The sequence below is a fragment of the Polyangium jinanense genome (assembly GCF_028435365.1).
The window spans coordinates 796,658-814,073 of the sequence record NZ_JAGTJJ010000001.1 but is presented as its reverse complement, the minus strand read 5'-3'; the positions used below and the strand labels follow the sequence as shown (position 1 = coordinate 814,073).

The window sequence follows — 17,416 nt, the reverse complement described above, 5'->3', positions numbered from 1 at the left end:
CAGTAGGGAAGCGCGCCCGTGAGCGCCTCCAAAGTCCCCGTCTCGATCCTCGGCGTCAGTGGCTTCGCCGGCAGCGAGCTCGCGCGGCTCGTCGCCGAACATGCGTCCCTCTCGCTCGCGGGTGTCGCCGCGGATCGATGGCAGGGATCGAAGCTCGGTGATCGCGTGCGTGTGCCCGCGAGCGTCGGAAAGCTCCCTGTCGCGCCGATGAGCGACGCCGTCGCCGTGGCCCGGCAGAGCGAGGTCGCGCTGCTCGCGACGCCCGCCGAGGTCTCGGCCAAGCTCGCGCCGGAGCTCCTTTCGCACGGCGTGCGCGTCGTTGATCTCTCGGGCGCGTTTCGCCTGGAGGATCCGGCCGCGTATCCGCGCTGGTACGGCTTCGAGCATCCCGCGCCCGAGCTCCTCGCCGAGGCGCACTACGGTTTGCCCGAGGTCGCCTCCGCCTCGACGCGCACGGGCGGCGCGAAGGACGCGCGCCTCATCGCGAACCCCGGTTGTTATGCGACGGCCGCGATCCTCGCGCTCGCGCCGCTCGTCGAGGCGGGCGCGATCGACCCGGCTTCGATGTACGTCGACGGCAAGAGCGGCGTATCGGGCGCGGGTCGCAAAGTTGAAGAGCGCCTCCTGTTCATGGAGGTCGACGAGAACCTCTCGGCGTACCGCGTGGGCAACCACCAGCACACGCCCGAGATCGAGCAAGCGCTCTCCCGCGCGGGCCGCGTGCGCGCCTCCGTGACGTTCGTCCCGCATCTCCTGCCCGTTCGTCGAGGCCTGCTCGTCACGGCCTTCGCGCGCCTCTCCGGCGCGGTCCCGCACGACCAGATCGAAGCGCTCTTCCGGCGCGCGTACGCCCCTGCCGACCTCGTCGAGGTGCGCGCGCCGGAGGACGTCACGCTCGCGCAGGTCGCGTACACCCCGTACGCGCGCCTCGGCGTTCGTGCCGACGCCGAGCGAGGCTCGGTCGTCGTCACGTCGGCGCTCGACAACCTGCTGAAGGGAGCCGCCTCCCAGGCGCTCCAGAACCTCTGCGCCATGATCGGCGCGCCGCCGCTTTCGCCGCATTGACAGACAAAAAGAAGGGCTCCCCCGCGTCGTGATTCGCGCCGCGGCTCCCCCTACCCCGAGGTGGCCCGTGAAGATACCGCTTGGATTCTCGTTCGCCGGGGCCTCTGCCGGCATCAAGGTCAAACGCCCCGATCTCGCGCTCGTGCTCTCGGAGGTTCCCGCCGTCGCGGCCGGATGCTTCACGCGCTCGAAGTCGCGCGCGGCGTGTGTCGACTGGAACGTCGCGCGGCTGCCTCGCAAGGACGCGCGCGCGATCGTGGCGAACAGCGGCAACGCGAACTGCCTCGCGGGCGACGAGGGCGTCCAGGCGAACCAGCGCATGGCCGCGTCCGTCGCCGACGCGCTCGGCGTCCCCGTCGACGCGGTCCTCACGTGCTCGACCGGCGTCATCGGCGTGCCTCTGCCGCATGGAAAAGTCTCCGCTGCGGTCCCCGGCCTCATCGCCAAGCTCAGCCAGGATCCCACGCCTGCGGCCGAGGCGATCCTCACGACGGACACGTGCACGAAGCTCGCCTCGCGCGAGATCTTCCTCGGCGGTGATCGCGTGCGTATCGCGGGCATCGCCAAGGGCTCGGGCATGATTCACCCGAACATGGCCACGATGCTCGCGTTCCTCGTGACCGACGTGGCCATCGACGTCTCCGTGCTCGACGCGATCCTGCATGCGGCCGTCGACGAGACGTTCAACATGGTCAGCGTCGATCGCGACACGTCGACGAACGATCAGGTCCTCGTGCTCGCGAACGGCATGGCGGAGAACGATCCGATCACGCGCCGCGACTCGCCCGAAGCGCAGAGCTTCGCCGCTGCGCTCATCGACATCTGCCGCGAGCTCGCGCGCACGATCGCCGCCGACGGCGAGGGCGCGCAGCACCTCATCACGGTCACCGTGCGTGGCGCCGAGGACCTCACGTCCGCGCGCGCGCTCGCTCGCGCCGTCACGGAATCGAACCTCGCGAAGGCGGCGTTTTTCGGGACGGACCCGAACTGGGGCCGTGTCCTCGCGGCGGTCGGCTCGCGCGCGGCCGAGCAGCACATTCGTTTCGATCCGACCGTGGCGAGCGTGCGCCTGCAGAACGTCCTCGTCTACGCGCAGGGCAAACCGCAGGCCTTCGACGCCGACGCGCTCCGCGCGCTTCTTCGCGGTGAAGAGGTCTTCGTCGACATCGAGGTCGGCACGGGCGTGGGTGAGGCGACGGCCTGGGGCTGCGACCTTTCCTACGATTACGTACGAATCAACGCCGACTACGCGGCCGTCCTCGTCGACCCCGCGGGCGGCCCGGTGCGCCGTGATCCGAGCCTCGACCACAAGACGCCGGAGCTCAAGGCCGACACGCTCGTGCAGGCGCTCCGCTACATCGAGCGCTTCGCCGGCACGCGCGCGGTCATCAAGTACGGCGGCGCCGCGATGGTGCGCGCCGACCTCAAGGATCGCTTCGCCGAGGACGTGCGCCTGCTCCAGGCCGTGGGTTTGCGCCCGATCATCGTGCACGGCGGTGGCCCCGAGATCTCGCGCACGCTCGAGCAGATGGGGCAGGCGACCGAGTTCGTCGACGGCCTGCGCGTCACGGACGCCGCGAGCTTGCGTATCGTCGAGATGGTCCTCACGGGCCAGATCAACAAGGAGGTCGTCGCCTCGCTCGCGCGCGCGGGCACGAAGGCCGTGGGGTTGTCCGGAAAGGACGGCGGCTTGATCGAGGCGCGCAAGATGAACATGCCGCCGGGCAAGGACCTCGGCTACGTCGGCGAGGTTGCGCGGATCGATCCCGACGTGCTCGAGCTTTTGCTCGGCAAGGGGTACATCCCCGTCATCTCGCCCATCGGCCTCGGCAAGGATGGGAACACGTACAACATCAACGCCGACACCGTCGCCGCGGAGGTCGCGGTCGCGTGCGGCGCGCGCAAGCTCATCTACCTGACCGACGTCGCGGGCATCCTCTCGAATGGCCTGCTCGTGTCGGAGATGAGCGCGGAGGAGCTCGACGCGCGCATGCGTGACGGCACGGTCACGGGCGGCATGCTCCCGAAGGCGGCGTCGATCCTGCGCGCGCTCGAGGGCGGCGTGGAGACGGTGCACATCATCGACGGCCGCGTCCCGCACAACGTGGTGGCGGAGCTCTTCACCTCGCGTGGCGTCGGCACGATGATCCGCGCAGGCGCGCCCAAAGAGGGCGAAGAATTCCCCATGGGCTGAGCCCCCTCGACACCATGCTCGACGCGGAGATCGTGATCGTCGGCGGAGGCCCCGCCGGCATCTCGACGGCGCTCTTCTTCGCGCACGCCGCACCTCGACTCGCCGAGCGGATCGTCGTGCTCGAACGAGCGACGTATCCGCGCGAAAAGATCTGCGCGGGTGCGATCGGCGCGCGCGCGGATCGGCTGCTCGCGTCCATCGGCGTGCGTGTCTTCGTCCCGTCGGTCCCGATCCACGGTTTGTCTGTGGATGCTTCGGGCCGAAGGCTCGCCGCGCGCGCCGAGGGACCGCCGATCGGCCGTGTCGTCCGCCGCTTCGAGTTCGATCACGCCTTCGCGCGCGAGGCCATGGCGCGTGGCATACGCGTGCGCGACGGCGTGAAGGTCACGGGCCTCGTGATCGGCGAACACGACGCGCGGATCGAGAGCTCGATCGGCGAGATTCGCGCACGCGCCGTCATCGGCGCCGACGGCGTCGGCAGCGTCGTGCGGCGCGCGCTCGGCTTGCCACGCGGCGCGTTCATGGCCCAGGCCGTGGAAGTCGACACCCCCGAAGCTCGCGGCGACGGCCCGCGCGACGTCCTCCATTTCGACATGGCCGCACGGGGTTTGCCCGGGTACGCGTGGGACTTTCCGACGCTCGTCCACGGACGGCCCATGGTTTGTCGTGGCATCTACGAGCTCCGCGCCGAGGGCGTACCCGAGCGCGCCGCGACCGAGCCTGCGCCGGCCGAGCGGCTCCTCGCTCGTGCGAACGACCAGGGCGTGGCCGTGCCCGCGTCCTCGCTGCGACGCTTCGCCGAGCGAGGCCTCTCCTTGCATGAGCCCTTCGCCCAGCCACGTGTGCTCCTCGTGGGGGAGGCGGCGGGCATCGATCCGGCGCTTGGCGAGGGCATCGCGCAGGCGATCCAGTACGGCTCCGTCGCGGGCCCGTTCCTCGCGCGCGCGCTCGAAGCGGGCGACCTCTCGTTCGCCTCGTTTCCTTCGGTGCTCCGCGAGAGCCGCCTCGGTTTGGATCTCCGCCTGCGCGCGCGCGCGGCGCGCTTCGTGTACGGCGGCGCGCGCCCCGTGATCGAGCGATGGGTCACGCGCTCGCACGCGCTCGCGCGGGCGGGGATGGATTATTTCGCGGGTGAACGAGTTGATCGGCGCGCGCTCGGCAGGAGTGCGCTCGATCTCGGAGGGGCGTTGTTCGGCTGGGCGCTCGATCAGGCGCGTTTCACTTGGGCGCCTCGGTCGGGGCCTTCGCCGTGACGTGCATGAAGTAGTTTCCGATCGCCTTGATCTTGAAGAACGCCGTCCCCGTCGCGTCGTCGATCTTCTCGGGCGCGACCACCGTCCACGTGATCTTCTCGCGGCCCTTGTCGTCGACCTTCAGCTCGCCGATCGCGAGGTTCGCGTCCTTCTTGTTGCCCGCGGGGAAGCTGAACTCGAAGGGTTTGTCCAGGGACTCGAGCGTGGGCAGATCCGGCGAGTTCTCGATCTGCACGAGCAGCCGGTAGATCTTCCCGATCGGCACGCCCGTCGACTTGCCCTTCGGATCGAGCTTGAACGTGATGATGTGCGGCGAGCCCAGCGAGCCTTCGCGAATGCGGAAGACGGCGCGGCCCGAATCGTCGCCGAGCTCGAGCTTCGCGCCCGGGCTCGTGGTGAAGATCGATTGCAGCTCCTTGTCGGAGCTCATCAGCACCGGCGGCCGCTCCTCCGCGGCGGACTTCGGCGGCGGCGGCGCTTCGGCGGACGCCGACGCCGTAGGCTTGGGCGGAGGCGTCTCGGGCGCGGCCGTTGGAGTCTCCGTCGGCGTGGGCGCAGGTGTCGCCGCGGGGGGCGGCTCGGGATTGGCCGGGGGCGGGGTCGGCTCGCCGCCGCACGCCACGGCAAAGGCGGCGATGAGCGCCGGCAATCCGAGGATCGAGGTGCGGAGCAGCTTGTCGAAGCGGGTCCGTAGACGCATGAAGCTCGGCGTAGGACGAGGTCGCGCGGAAGGCAAGTCCGAGCCCGCGCGTGAATCTGGCTCTCTCGACGTCCGCTTCCGCCCGCCGTATAAGGCGGCCCATGCGTACGTCGCTCCTCCCGGCCTTTGCCCTCCTCGCACTCGCGTGTGGCCCGTCGCCCGCGACCGTCGAACCCACGAAGACGCCGGCCGATGCTTCGAAGGAAAAAGGCGCCGCGCAAGTCGCCGCCCCTCAGCCGACCGAGACGGCCTACGACCTCTCGCCGGTGCCGGAGCCCGAGGACGTCGTCGCATTCTTCGGCTGGAAGAGCCCCGCGGCCACGCTGACGAGCTTCGGGACCTGCGCGGCCATCCCGCCCGAACCGCTCATGGGCGGCGTCGAAGGCCAGCTCCGTGCGCTCCTCCGCGACGTCGTGTCGAGCAACGTCGACGTGCGTAGTCTCGCGGCCGCCGTCTCCCTCGACGCGCCCGTCTTCGCCGTGGCCTCACTCGAAACGCAATCGAAGCGCGCTGGCGCCTTCGTCGCGTTCTCGCTCGGCCTCACGTCCCTCGAAAAGGCGAAGATGGCCGTCGAGGGCGCGGGTCCCGTCACGGAGCTCGGCCCGGGCATGTTCCGCATCGGCGGCAGGTCGGGCTCGACGTGCGTGATCGCGGCGTCCGCGGGCGCGACGCCCGCGCGGCTCGTGTGCGGGCCGAAGGAGAAGGACGTCACCACGCTCGCGCCGTACCTCACGCGCACCTTGCCGACGAAGGCCGGCGCGGCCTCGGACATGCACCTCGAGGTGCGCTTCGCCCCGGCCGAGGCCCGGTATGGCTCGCTTTTGCGCACGCAGGTGCAGGGTTTGCCCGTGATCGCGCAGGCCGAGCTCGCCATTGGCGAGCCCAAGTTCGACCGTGCGATCGTCGACGCGGCCACGGGCCTCGCGGACGAGATCGTCGCCTTCGCGCAGGACGCGGACAAACTCACGCTCGACGTCTCCATGGATCCGGCCACGTGCCTGCGCGCGAGCGCCTCGCTCGCGATGCGCGGGAAAAACTCCTGGGTGAGCGGCCTCATGGGCGAGCGCCCGGAGCGAGCCGGCCCGCCGCCCGCGATCTTCTGGCGCGCGCCCAAGGACAGCGCGTCCGTCTTCTACGGCCGCGGCTCCGACCCGAAGCGCTTCCAGCCGATCCTGCGCACGGCGCGCCTCCTCGTCGAAGGCATCCTCGCGAAGGTGAACGTCGGCTCCGAGGCCGATCATCGCGCGGTCGGCGAGCTCTTCGACTGGCCCATGGGCAAGGACGTCGAGACGGTCACGGCGAGCGGCCGCGTGGAGGTCGCGGAGGTCAAGGGCACGCGCACCCCGCAGCAAGAGGCCGAGGCCCTCGTGAACGGCTGGATCGGCTGGGGCCTCGCCGGTTACGAGGAGGGCTCGGCGAACCTCGCAAAGCAGCTCCGCAAGATCGCGGACGTCTACAACCGCAAGGGTTTTCAGGATCCGCTGCGCAAGGAGCTCGGGCCGGAGCTCTCGAAGGCGCTCCCCAAGGTGAAGGTCGGCCCGGGCCCCGCGGCCCTCGGGCCCGACTCGCTGGATCTGTCGATCAAGATCGAGAACGTCCCGGCGGCGTTGCTCGACAAGAGCGCCCCGCAGAAGGCTCTCGTCAGCGTCGAGGTGCACGTCCTGCTCATGACCGACGGCAAGTCGCGCACGTGGCTCGCCGTCGGGGGCGGTAAGCCCGACGGGCTCGTCAAGCGCCTGCTCGCGGTGAAAACCGGCGCGCCCGACGCGGGGACGATCGCGTCGCGCACGGATCTCGAGCCGCTCCGTCGCGGCACCCACATGGGCTCCGGCTTCCTCTCGATGGGCCCGCTGGTCAAGAGCCTGGACCGCATGAAGGACGTGTTCGGCCCGCGCGAGGATGCTCGCGTCCAGCAGCTGATTCGCGCCGTCTCGACGATGCCGCACCAGGGCGAAACGCCCATCTTCGTCACGTCGAGCTCGACGGGCACCGTGGACGCACCGCGCGGTGAGCTTGCTGTCACGGCTTCGAAGGCGGCCTTCGAGGACATCGGCTGGCTCATCAAGACGCTCGGTGTGAGCGGCGCGCGCCGCTGAGCCTGCTAGGCTCTCGGTCTTCGGCGTGACGTGCGATTCGTGCGCAGGGCGAGGGGCATGTCCCTTGCCGTTCGTCCGGAAAACATTCGCCGAACGACAAAGGGGACCATGGACGCTCGAAAGGGAGTAGGGATCGGGAGCATCGCGCCGCGGGGACCCGCTGCGAGGCCTGCGACGCGCGCGGGCGCGCTGAACCCCGAGTCGATCGACGAAGAGCCGGAGCTCACGCCCGAGCAGCGCGACGAGCTGCGCACCTTGCTCGAGACGAAGCGCGCGGAGATCCTGGCGAGCATCGAGACGCGCCAGGAGCAAGAACGCGACACCGGGCGCGAGGTCGGCGACGAGATGGACGAGGCGAACATCGAGGGCGCGACGGCGATGGCCTCGCGCCTGCTCGAACGCGACGTGCAGCTCCTCTCGGAGATCGATCGCGCGCTCGCGAAGTTCAGGGACGGCACGTACGGCCTGTGCGAGGGCACGGGCGAGCCGATTGGCTTCCCGCGGCTGCGCTCGCGGCCATGGGCGCGCTTCAGCGTGGAGTACCAGGAGCAGCTCGAGCGCGAGGCGCGTACGCGCGGCGGCGTCTGAAAACCGGCCCGACGGGGGCGCCTGCCTGATAAAGTCTCGGCGGTGATTCGCCGCCGAGACCGCTCATTTTTGTGGAGCGCGGGGGTGCTTTTTGCGCTCGCGCTCCCGGCCCTTGGGTTCGCGTGCTCGCCGGTCGAGACGGTGTCGCCTGCGCCGGTGGACGCCGGTGCGGATGGGTCGTTTGTCTCGTCGTCGTCGTCGTCCTCTGCCTCGTCCAGCGGCGCGGGAGGGCAGGGGGGCGTTGGCGGAAGCGGCGGCGTCGGAAGCGGTGGCGTTGGCGGCACCGGCGGCGGAAGCGGCGGCGCTGGCGGAGGCGGTGGCGCAGGCGGCAGCGGCGGCGCAGGCGGAAGCGGAGGCGGCGGCGGCGGCGCGGGTGGCGCAGGCGGCAACGAGCCCGACGCCGGGCCGAGTGATGCCGGCGCCTGCCCCGTCACCACGATGGCCGTGCCCATCCTTCCTTCCCCGCACGTCGCGATGTGCTCCCCTGTCGTGTACCCGACAAACCCTCCGACCTCGGGCCCGCACTATCCCTCGTGGGCCGCATTCAAATGGTACGACGCGCCCGTCCCGCGAGGCTTCCTCGTCCATTCGATGGAGCACGGCGCGGTCGTCATCTCGTACCATTGCGATGGCGGCTGCGAATCCGAGCTCGCGACCCTCGCGGCATTCCTCGACGCGCGCCCGGCCGATCCGCTCTGCGTCGCGCCATTGAAGGCGCGCATCATCGTCGTGCCCGATCCCGAGCTCGACGTCCGTTTCGCCGCGGCCGCGTGGGGCGGGCTCCTCCGCGCCGATTGCCTCGACACCGCCGCGCTCGGCGCTTTCCTCGACACGTATTATGCGAAGGGGCCGGAAAACTTCTGCTACGACGGCATCGACGTCCTCGCGCCGGGCAGCGGCGTTCCGGCTGATTGCGGCGCCCCGACGATGGATGCGGGCGTCGATGCCCCGTGACCTGACGAGCGCTCAGCCCATCGCTTCGCCGGTGTACAGGAAGGGCACCGGCGACCGGCGACCGGCCGTGGTGTCCCAGAAGGCGCCATTCGGCTTTTTCGCGAGGGCGTTCGGAGGATAGCTCCCATAGCCCTTCCCGGGCGTCGCCTCGTAGTCCGACGACGACAGGCCCATGCAGTTCATGAACGTCACGAGGAGGTTGTTCATCGGGATCCCGCGCCGGCTGTCATCATGGAGCGTCTCGCTCGCCGGCTCCCGAAAGTCGATGTAATGGCCTTGCTTCAGCTTGCCGCCTGCGCCGCCGGCGACCATCACAGGCATACCATTGGCGCTGTGCTCGCCTCCGATCACGACGCAGCCGTATTGCATGGACCAGTAGACGAGCGAATTGTCGAGCAATGTGCCCGAAGGCTCCACCACCGCGTCGAGGATGCCGAGCAGCTTCGCCACGCGGGCTCCGGTGAGCTTCAGGTCGACGGCCAGCTCCGACGCGGTCGCACCCGACAAGGTTTTCCCATAGATCTTGTGATGCTGTTCGTGACGTGGGTAGGTGCCCATGGACATGCCGAGCGTGATGCTGGCGACGCGCGTCAAGTCACAGACCATGGCCGCTGCGAGGATGCGGAACTGATTGGCGATCACGGCCTCGATGTCGACCTCGTCCTCCTGCATGGCAGGGGAGCACGTGCCGGCTCCCTTCTGGATGTCGGCGACGAGCGACATGTACGATTCGAGCTTCTGCTTGTCGGCAGCCGAGATGCGGCTACTGTCACGCACCTTCTTGTAGTCGGCGTGCACGGCCTGCAAGAGGGCCGTTTCGCGCGGGTCGCCATCGCCCACCGCACCGAAGCCCGAAGCGAATGCATCGAAGAAGGCCTGGGTCTGCTTCACGGGCCTTACCATCTCGAGCTTCGCGTTCGTCGAACGCCACGAGAACGAGCGATTCTTGCTGTAGTCGTCGGTAATGACCGGGTTGAGGACCACCGAGCGCCGCACCGCAGGCACCTCGGGCCCGTACATCTTGGCCGAATTCGACAGCAGCACATCAATCGACTCCTGGCCGCTGGTCGGTGGCGCCTCGTCATTGTCGAGGCCCGCCGCGTACGAGGAGGCGCAGGTGGGGAAGCAGTACTGATGGTTCCAGTTCTCGGCCAGCACGTCAATCCCGCGCAGGACCGAGAGCTTGTTCGTGAACGGCGTGAACGCGTCCCCGAGGATGGGCGACATGGCGCCCTCGAGCTCGCTCAGGGCCTTCACGTTGACGTACGGCTCGATATTCTGGTTTGCCTTCAGTGCGCCATAGTAGAGCGAGGCGCTCGGACCGTAGGGGTTCAAGACCTGGATGTACCGAGGCGGCGTGGTCTCGGGCCCCGCGTACGCCTCCCTCGGCATCAACGAACGCAGCGCAGGCAGCACCAGGGCCGCCCCCGCGCCGCACAGGAACAATCGTCGGCTCTTCGGGTTGTATTTCATGGCGTCCTCAGGGCTCCTGCTTCCAGAAAATGTCTTCGTTGGCGATGGTGGCGAGCAGCACGGATTGGAGCGTGCCGCTTTGACTTCGAGCCTCTCCCTCGCTGAGGATGCAGCTGTCGCTTTCGATGTCGACGGTGCTCGCGTGGTAGTACTCGAAGAGTCGACGCGAGATGCAGGCCCGGGCTTTGTAGCTCTCGGACATGGCGAGCGCGAGCTCCACCGAGTCGCTCAAGTTCTCCGGCCCCCCGGGCTCGAGCTCCGGGTCCTGTGCCGTGGTATCGATGGGCCAGGTGGCTCCGGGCTCGCCCTGTTCATTGAACACGAGCTCCACGCTCCGCTTCGCGCCGAGCTGATCGAACCCCTCGAAGGCGAACCCGATCCCGTTGACTCTCGCGTGGCAGGCAATGCAAGCGGGGGCGTCGGTGAGCTTCGTCGTTTTGTCGCGGTTGCTCATGTTTTCGATGTCGCCGACCTCATTCTTGCGCTCCGCGACCGCCGCCGGGTCCGGCATTCCCATCTCGTCGCAAAGGAACGCTTTACGCAAGCGCGCGCCGCGCACGATGGGGCTCGTGCGCCCGCCAGCGTTCGTCAGCAGCGCGGGGCGGTGCAGCAGCCCTGGGTGCGACGATGCGCTGGCGACCGGCTCCTCGCTCGACACCACCTCCGTATCGAAGATTCGGGCCATCGCCTCGGACCGCGGGAAGGCCGCGCTCGAGGTCATCAGCTCGTTGAACGTGCCCTCTTCCGACCAGAAGACGTGCTCGAAGAAGTCGAACGCCTCCTGCCTCATCTCGTCCCCGAGCCCCGAGGTATCGGGGATGCCGATCTGCGCGCCCACCGCGGGCATCGGATCGGGCACCGTGCCCAGGCGCGCGTAATAGCGGAAGAAGTCGCGCACCTTGATGTGCGCCTTCTCCCCGGCGAGCAGCCGCTCCACGTGAGCTTGCACGCCCTCGAGGGACTGAAGCTCTCCGCTGCGCGCCGCTTTCATGAGCGCGTCGTCGGGCATGGTGTTCTGCGTGAGGTACGAGATGCGCGAGGCCACCTCGAAATCGGTGAGGCGAATTCGGCCGTTCTTGATCTCGGCGCCTTCCTCGATGTGGAACACCAGAGAGGGCGACTGCAGCAGTCGACGCAAGAGGTACGAGAGCCCCCCCATATCCGCGCCGGCTTCGTGATAGTAACTCAGGTACGACTGCACCTCGTCGGGGCTGAGATCGCGGCGCCAGACCTGGCCGCCGAATTGCTCCACGACCTCCTCCACACAAGCGTCGGTGAGCGGGCTCGTGCCGGCGCAGCTCGGCAGGTGATCGGTTTTCCACGTGGGGCTCGCCATCGCGAGCTCGACGGCGCGCTTCGACACCTGGGAAAGCGCGAGCGCCGTGCCCACCGGTGGGTTGTCCGTGAAGTCACCGGCGATCACCATCTCGTCGACCGGCAACCCGGACAATTTCGTCTGAATCTCGGCGTCTCCGATGATGGACTCGCCCAGCAGCGCACCCAGCGTATGGACCAGCTCGGCGTGCGACAGTCGACGCATGTGGTCGAAGGTGACGCCGCGCGAGAGCTTCCGCTGCTCGGTGCAGGCATACGTGAGCCGAGTCCTTTCGTTTTCCGAAGGATCGGGGCCACCAATTGTACCCACGCAGCTCACAGCCGTGCAGGCGAGGACGGCGAGCCATCCGCCGGCATGAGCTTTCGCCAGCTTTTTCATGCGCATCTCCTCGGCGGTTGCAACGGATGGCGCTGCTCCGCCCGTCCCCAATGAAAAGCCATGCTCCGCCATCTCGGCGCGACGACACGCTGCCAAGCTTCCATGCGCGAAGGGCAACCTCGACGGCGAGACGACTGCGCACTCAAATACGGGACGAAGCCCGCACCTGTCAATGCACGTGCTCTCCGGCGCGGGTCGCGTTCGACTTCGCGCGCACGACGAATCCGCTGTGATTTTCGGATGTTTCAGCGTGCCACGTGGATCGGGTGTTCGATTTCGATCGGGGCATGCCGGAGGGCCGTCATCGCTCGTCGATGTCGGCGAGGAGGTACCGCAGGATCATATCGCTCAGCTCGCGCTGGAATTCACCGCTCTTCACGCGATCGTGATGCCGATGCGCCGCGGCCCACGACATGAGCGCGAGGGTCTCCGTTGCCATGAGCAGGCTCGCCCGGAGGTCCGGTCTGCGAAAGCGCGGGGCGATCACGGCCAGCGTTTGAGCCAGAAAATCTGCGGTCTTTTCATACCTCTCGTACATCACGGTGCGCATGTCGGCGTCGTCCATCGAGATGCCGTGCCGGTCGACGCGCTGGAGGACTCTCTCGACGGTGAATCCGATCAGCTGCGACGCGACCATCTCGACCGTGGCCGGGTCGATCGTGGTCGGGTCGATCTCGGTCAAGCGCCCGAGGAGCACCGCGTACTCCGCCTCCCACGCGCGCCGCTCCGCCTCGCGCAGGAGTGCCACGCGATCGGCGAAGTGGTGGTAGACGGTCCCGACGCCGACGCCGGCCTCGCGAGCGACGCGCTTGGTCGTCACGGCAGAGGGCCCCTCGCGCGCGAGAATCCGATCCGTCGCCTCGAGGATGAAGCGGACCGTATCCTCGCTTCGCTTCTGACGCGCAGCTTTCATGAGTCGACGCAGGATCCTACGCGAAACGACCGCATGCGCGAGGGGCATGTTCGGCGACCTGATACGCCGTTGTAGCTTTGCGGTAGGATTGCTGCGGGGGCGTCGCCCCGGGGAGAGTTCCGGCCGATGGCGGCGCCCAGCCGAGGGACGCGGGCACGGATTCGCGCGAATTCAGCGATATCGATCGGAGCAGACGCCGAGCCCCACCCCCGTCGTCTGCAAGCACTTGCCGAGCTCGGCGCACGAGGCCAGCGGTTCTCGGTAGCTGCATTGCCGCGCCACGTCGTAGCAGCGTATGCAGGCCGCCTCGTTGAACTTTTCGGCGGAGAGCTTGCGCTCGTAGACCACGAACTCCGAGGTGCCTCGCCCGGGCTCGAATTTGGGCGGGTTTTTCAGCATGGTGCCGTCGAAGGTCGTGAACGAGAGCTGCGCTGGCTGGGTCCGATAGACGGGGCAGGCGATCTCCCCGGCTCCCGTGCGAGACCAGATCCCGTCGAGGTGGTGCAACGAGCGAAACATGCTCTTATCCCCGTCGCGCCGCTCGCTGAAGCCGCCGGCAGCGGCGTTGTTGTGCGGGATGCCGGGGAATACCTCCGGATTGGGGACCTTGTACGTGAAATTGATCGAGGTGACCTTTCCGCGCGGTCGATCGATGGGCTCGGGGTGGAAGGCGATGGCCAGCGTGTAGCAATGGCCGCGCTTGAGCTGGATGGTCTCGGGCGCCCGGTCGGGGAGCTCCTCGAGCTTCGCGGTGAACCGTTTGACCTCGTGGTAGCCGTCCTTTTTGAGCTCCAGCCGCCCGAGGAGCGTCTCGACGTCGGGATACCGAGGTGGGTCGGGCGAGAGGTAGACGGCCAGATAGGTGCGCTTCCGCTCGGGCATTCGAGCGAAGCGATCGGTCGAACTGAAAATCAAATAGAGGGCGTTCGCGCCATGGCGCGCCGCCTCCGCGGCGAGCAGTTTTTCCCGGCGCGCGCGCAGGGCCTCGTTTTTCCACGCGGCCGTGAGCTTCTCTTCGTTGTACCCCGAGACATCGACGCGCTCCTTCAGCCTGATCGTGCCGAGGACACGATGGGGCCGCTCCTCGCTCGGATACCCCGGCGCGACCGTGAACCTCTTCTCCGGCGTCCCGGCATACTCGTCGTAGTAGAAGGCGTCCGGCAGCTCGCTGCGCGAATCGTGGATCTCGACGCGCGACGCTTCGGCGGAGGGTGCGTCCTCGGCGAGGGGCTCGTAGGCGAGGTCGTGGTGGTGCTCGAAGTTGATCCCGTCCGCCCCGTGCCTGCGGCAACCCGAGGCCGAGGCGATGGACAGGACGAGCGCGAGGAGGAGGGAGGTGCGCTTCACGGATGAGCTCGCTCGTGGGAGAGGCGGCCCGTATACCCCGTCAAGCCCTCAGGTCGCGAGCCAGAAATCCTTGCCGAGCAAGCTCTTTGCCGTCTCGATCGTGCTGAACGCGCGCTTCAGGTCCGTCTTCGCCTGGTGCTCGGAGAGCTGCACGATGTACGGGATCCACAGCGGCCGGCACACGAGCAGCGCCGCGTAGTACCCCTCGACCTCCTCGTTCCAGCCCTGCGCCGCGGCGATCCGGGCGAGCAGGTAGTTCACCGGCACGGGCGATCCGACCTGCCCGATCTCCGACGCGCGCGCCATCACGTCGCGAGCGAGCTCCGCACGCGCGGCCTCGTCCGTCACGTTCTTCGTGCCGCGGAACTTCTGGAAGGCGATCTCCAGCCGTTGCTCGTTGTCGACCTGCTCCTGCAGCCGATCCCGCACGATCACGCTCCAGGCCTCCACGAACGGCCGCCCGTCGAGGTCCGGCGCCGCCTCGCAGTGCGCGAGGAGCAGCTCCGCTTCCTTCCAGTCGCCCGCGTCGCGCGCGAGCTCGAGGCCCGACAGCACGCGCTCTTCCCCGCAGCGGCCCGGGTCCTTCTCGAGCAGCCAGCGCTCCCAGTAGAGCGCGCCGCGCGACAGCGTCCGGAAGACCATCGCCGGCTGCGTGAGCCGTGCGTACATCGCCTGCTGGATCAGGAGGCTCTTGTGGCGCTCGACGTCCGACACCGTGAGGCTCTTCGGCCAGGCCTCGGCCCCGAAGGCGAAGGTGATCATGACAGGACCCGGATCGCGGCCTTTCCTCCGCCGAAGGCCACGGCGCCGGCGATCTTTCGCCCACCCGGCGCGCCGTGCACGTGTTTCACCACGTCCGCGAGCACGGAGTCCGTATCCGCGCCCTGGGTCCCGAACGCGACGAGCACGCGGTCATCGCGGCCGTCGAGCTTCTGGAGATGCAGATCCAGCCACGGACCCCGCTTCGACACGCGCACCACGCGCAGTTCGTCCCGCGCCCGCAGGATTGCCGTGATCACGCCGGCCGCGGCCACGTGCAGCACGTCTTCGCGTCCGGCCGAGCGCAGCGCCTCGACGTCGGCCGTGGAGATGTCGGTCGCGTGCACGAGCGAGAAACGTTCGATCGTCGGATCCTCCGAGCCCGGCTTGAAGTAGGCGAGCTCGAAGGGGCTCGTCGTCCCGGGCGCGGCCTCGCAGGCGAGCAGACACGCAGGCAGCACGAGCGGCGGCCACAGGTTCGGCTGATCCGCCCTCAGTTTCGCGAGGTTATAAGTCTGCATCGACGAGATCCGCGAGCAGGGTACCACGCCACGAACGGGCTCAAAAGACCCATGGCGCGCCTTCGTCCCGGATCGTCACGGCCGCGCCGCGGTGGGCTGCTCCACGCTGGAAAGGACAAACATGGTCGCTCGCGCAGGGCCGTCCGCCGTCACGGTGATCACCAGCCGCCCCCGTTTTTCGATGTATGATGGGCGGGCGTCCGCCCATGCGTCCCGAACCGGCACCGATCGAACCATGCCCGCTCTGTGAACGGCCGAATCTGAACCCTTCGGACCATCACCTCGTGCCGCGGAGCCGCGGGGGCAAGGAGACGCTCGCGATTTGCCGCGATTGCCATCACGCCGTCCACGCGGTGCTCACGAACAAGGAGCTCGAGGCCCGGTATCACACCGTCGCCGAGCTACTCGCGCATCCCGAGCTCGCGAAGATGATCGCGTTCATCGCGCGGCAAGATCCCGGCGGGCGCGTGCGCGTGCGGAGGACGAACACACGCCCGAAGCGGCCTTGAACAGCGTGCCGCGCTACACTTCGAGAACCTACGAACACAGGAGCTTACGCATGCATTTTGCCCGTTCTCCACGTCCTCGAAAGCCCTCGTGGTTCCGCCGTCTCTTGGCGCCCGCGCTCGCGATGGGGCTCGCGTCCATGGTCACGGCGCTCGCTTCGAGCTGCGGTTCGACGAGCACCGGCACGCCTCCGTGCGACTCGGTCTACGCCGGCAAGTGCGGCGGCTTCTGCGCCAACGACTTCGCGTGCGCGGACGGCCTGTATTGCGGCAACAGCGCCACCTGCACGGCGGACTGCGCCCCCGGCGCGGCCGGTTGCCCCACGGGGCAAACCTGCAACGTCAAGGGCCGGTGTATCCCCACGGGCGGCGAGGGCGGGTCCGGCGGCGGCGGCGGCATCGATTTTGTGACGTCGAACACCGGCACCGGCAGCGGCGCCGACGCCTGCGCCGACGTGAACGTCAATTTCGAGAAGCAGATCCCGACCGTGATGCTGCTCATCGATCAATCGGGCAGCATGACCGCGAGCTTCGGAAATGGCGATCGCTGGAACGTCCTTTACGACACGCTCATGGATCCCAATGACGGGATCGTGAAGAAGCTCGAAAAGGACGTGCGGTTCGGGCTCGCGCTCTACACGAGCAACGGCGGCAATGCGGGCGGCACGTGCCCCATGCTCGCGAAGGTGCCGCTCGCATTGAACAACCATGCGGCCATCGACGCGGTTTATGCCCCGCAGGACCCCGCGGGCGACACGCCGACGGGCGAGAGCATCACGGCCGTGACCGCGGATCTCGTCGCCTACCAGGAGCCGGGGCCGAAGATCATCGTGCTCGCGACCGACGGCGAGCCCGATACCTGCGCCGAGCCGAATCCACAAAATGGCCAGGACGAGTCGATCGCCGCCGCGCAGGCCTCGTTTGGCAAGGACGTCCGCACGTTCGTGATCAGCGTCGGCGCCGAGGTGAGCCTCGGCCATTTGCAGGACCTGGCGAACGCGGGCGCGGGCCTGCCCATCGGCGGCGCCGAGAAGGCCACGTACTACCAGGCGCTCAATCCGCAAACGCTGATCGACGCCTTCGACAAGATCATCAACGGCGTCCGCTCCTGCGTGCTCAAATTGAACGGCATCGTCGACGAGACCGCGGCCGCCGAGGGCCAGGTCTCCCTCGACGGCAAGGCGCTGCCCTACAACGACATGAACGGCTGGCGGCTCAACGGCCCCGACGAGATCGAGCTGCTCGGTACCGCGTGCGATACGATCAAGCAGGGCGACCACTCCATTTCGGTCCAGTTCCCCTGCGGGATCGTCATTCCGAAGTGATCCGCTGA

General features: G+C 68.4%; 15 protein-coding genes. 8 read left to right on the top strand and 7 right to left on the bottom strand.

From position 1 onward, the window contains the following. The first annotated feature begins 18 nt into the window (after positions 1-18). The 3 genes from argC (at position 19) to KEG57_RS03330 (ending at position 4,512) form a co-directional block, all read left to right on the top strand. Complete coding sequence (argC, locus tag KEG57_RS03340) at positions 19-1,065, top strand: N-acetyl-gamma-glutamyl-phosphate reductase (protein WP_272418055.1); 1,047 nt, start codon at positions 19-21, stop codon at positions 1,063-1,065. Between the two features lie 67 nt (positions 1,066-1,132). Further along, the gene (argJ, locus tag KEG57_RS03335) at positions 1,133-3,259 is read left to right on the top strand and encodes a bifunctional glutamate N-acetyltransferase/amino-acid acetyltransferase ArgJ (RefSeq protein ID WP_272418056.1); all 2,127 of its coding nucleotides are present in this window, start codon (positions 1,133-1,135) and stop codon (positions 3,257-3,259) included. A gap of 14 nt (positions 3,260-3,273) precedes the next feature. Then, complete coding sequence (locus KEG57_RS03330; RefSeq protein ID WP_272418057.1) at positions 3,274-4,512, top strand: NAD(P)/FAD-dependent oxidoreductase; 1,239 nt, start codon at positions 3,274-3,276, stop codon at positions 4,510-4,512. Here KEG57_RS03330 and KEG57_RS03325 read toward each other — a convergent pair. Beyond that, a complete protein-coding gene (locus tag KEG57_RS03325) occupies positions 4,478-5,212 on the bottom strand; it encodes a hypothetical protein (protein ID WP_272418059.1) in 735 nt (244 codons plus the stop codon). The two genes, KEG57_RS03330 and KEG57_RS03325, sit on opposite strands and share 35 nt — an antisense overlap. A gap of 101 nt (positions 5,213-5,313) precedes the next feature. Between KEG57_RS03325 and KEG57_RS03320 the strand changes: the two genes are divergently transcribed. From KEG57_RS03320 to KEG57_RS55425, 3 genes are all read left to right on the top strand, one after another. Further along, positions 5,314-7,308: a hypothetical protein gene (locus KEG57_RS03320; RefSeq protein WP_272418062.1), complete on the top strand. Its 1,995-nt coding sequence runs from the start codon at positions 5,314-5,316 to the stop codon at positions 7,306-7,308. Between the two features lie 108 nt (positions 7,309-7,416). Then, positions 7,417-7,896 carry a TraR/DksA family transcriptional regulator gene (locus KEG57_RS03315; protein ID WP_272418063.1) on the top strand — a complete coding sequence of 160 codons (480 nt, stop codon included), beginning with the start codon at positions 7,417-7,419 and terminating at the stop codon, positions 7,894-7,896. 84 nt (positions 7,897-7,980) lie between these two features. Next, positions 7,981-8,850 (top strand): thioredoxin-like domain-containing protein, encoded by an 870-nt coding sequence (locus KEG57_RS55425; RefSeq protein ID WP_272418064.1) that lies wholly within the window; start codon positions 7,981-7,983, stop codon positions 8,848-8,850. 12 nt (positions 8,851-8,862) lie between these two features. On the opposite strand, the gene KEG57_RS03305 is transcribed toward KEG57_RS55425, so the two are convergent. From KEG57_RS03305 to KEG57_RS03280, 6 genes are all read right to left on the bottom strand, one after another. After that, positions 8,863-10,323 (bottom strand): DUF1552 domain-containing protein, encoded by a 1,461-nt coding sequence (locus KEG57_RS03305; RefSeq protein WP_272418066.1) that lies wholly within the window; start codon positions 10,321-10,323, stop codon positions 8,863-8,865. Between the two features lie 7 nt (positions 10,324-10,330). After that, on the bottom strand, positions 10,331-12,037 hold the full coding sequence (locus KEG57_RS03300; protein ID WP_272418067.1) for a DUF1592 domain-containing protein: 1,707 nt from the start codon (positions 12,035-12,037) through the stop codon (positions 10,331-10,333). Between the two features lie 301 nt (positions 12,038-12,338). Continuing rightward, positions 12,339-12,950 (bottom strand): TetR/AcrR family transcriptional regulator, encoded by a 612-nt coding sequence (locus tag KEG57_RS03295; RefSeq protein ID WP_272418068.1) that lies wholly within the window; start codon positions 12,948-12,950, stop codon positions 12,339-12,341. A 171-nt stretch (positions 12,951-13,121) separates the two neighbouring features. Beyond that, positions 13,122-14,297, bottom strand: coding sequence for a hypothetical protein (locus KEG57_RS03290; protein ID WP_272418069.1), 1,176 nt, complete (start codon positions 14,295-14,297; stop codon positions 13,122-13,124). A 48-nt stretch (positions 14,298-14,345) separates the two neighbouring features. Continuing rightward, positions 14,346-15,059: a hypothetical protein gene (locus tag KEG57_RS03285; protein WP_272418070.1), complete on the bottom strand. Its 714-nt coding sequence runs from the start codon at positions 15,057-15,059 to the stop codon at positions 14,346-14,348. Then, positions 15,056-15,577, bottom strand: a complete 522-nt coding sequence (locus KEG57_RS03280) for a hypothetical protein (RefSeq protein WP_272418071.1) — start codon at positions 15,575-15,577, stop codon at positions 15,056-15,058. Before KEG57_RS03280 ends, KEG57_RS03285 begins: the two co-directional genes overlap by 4 nt. A 284-nt stretch (positions 15,578-15,861) precedes the next feature. On the opposite strand from KEG57_RS03280, the gene KEG57_RS03275 reads away from it, so the two are divergent. Beyond that, the gene (locus tag KEG57_RS03275; RefSeq protein WP_272418073.1) at positions 15,862-16,086 is read left to right on the top strand and encodes a hypothetical protein; all 225 of its coding nucleotides are present in this window, start codon (positions 15,862-15,864) and stop codon (positions 16,084-16,086) included. Positions 16,087-16,136: 50 nt separating this feature from the next. Further along, positions 16,137-17,408, top strand: coding sequence for a vWA domain-containing protein (locus tag KEG57_RS03270; protein WP_272418075.1), 1,272 nt, complete (start codon positions 16,137-16,139; stop codon positions 17,406-17,408). Positions 17,409-17,416 lie beyond the last annotated feature (8 nt).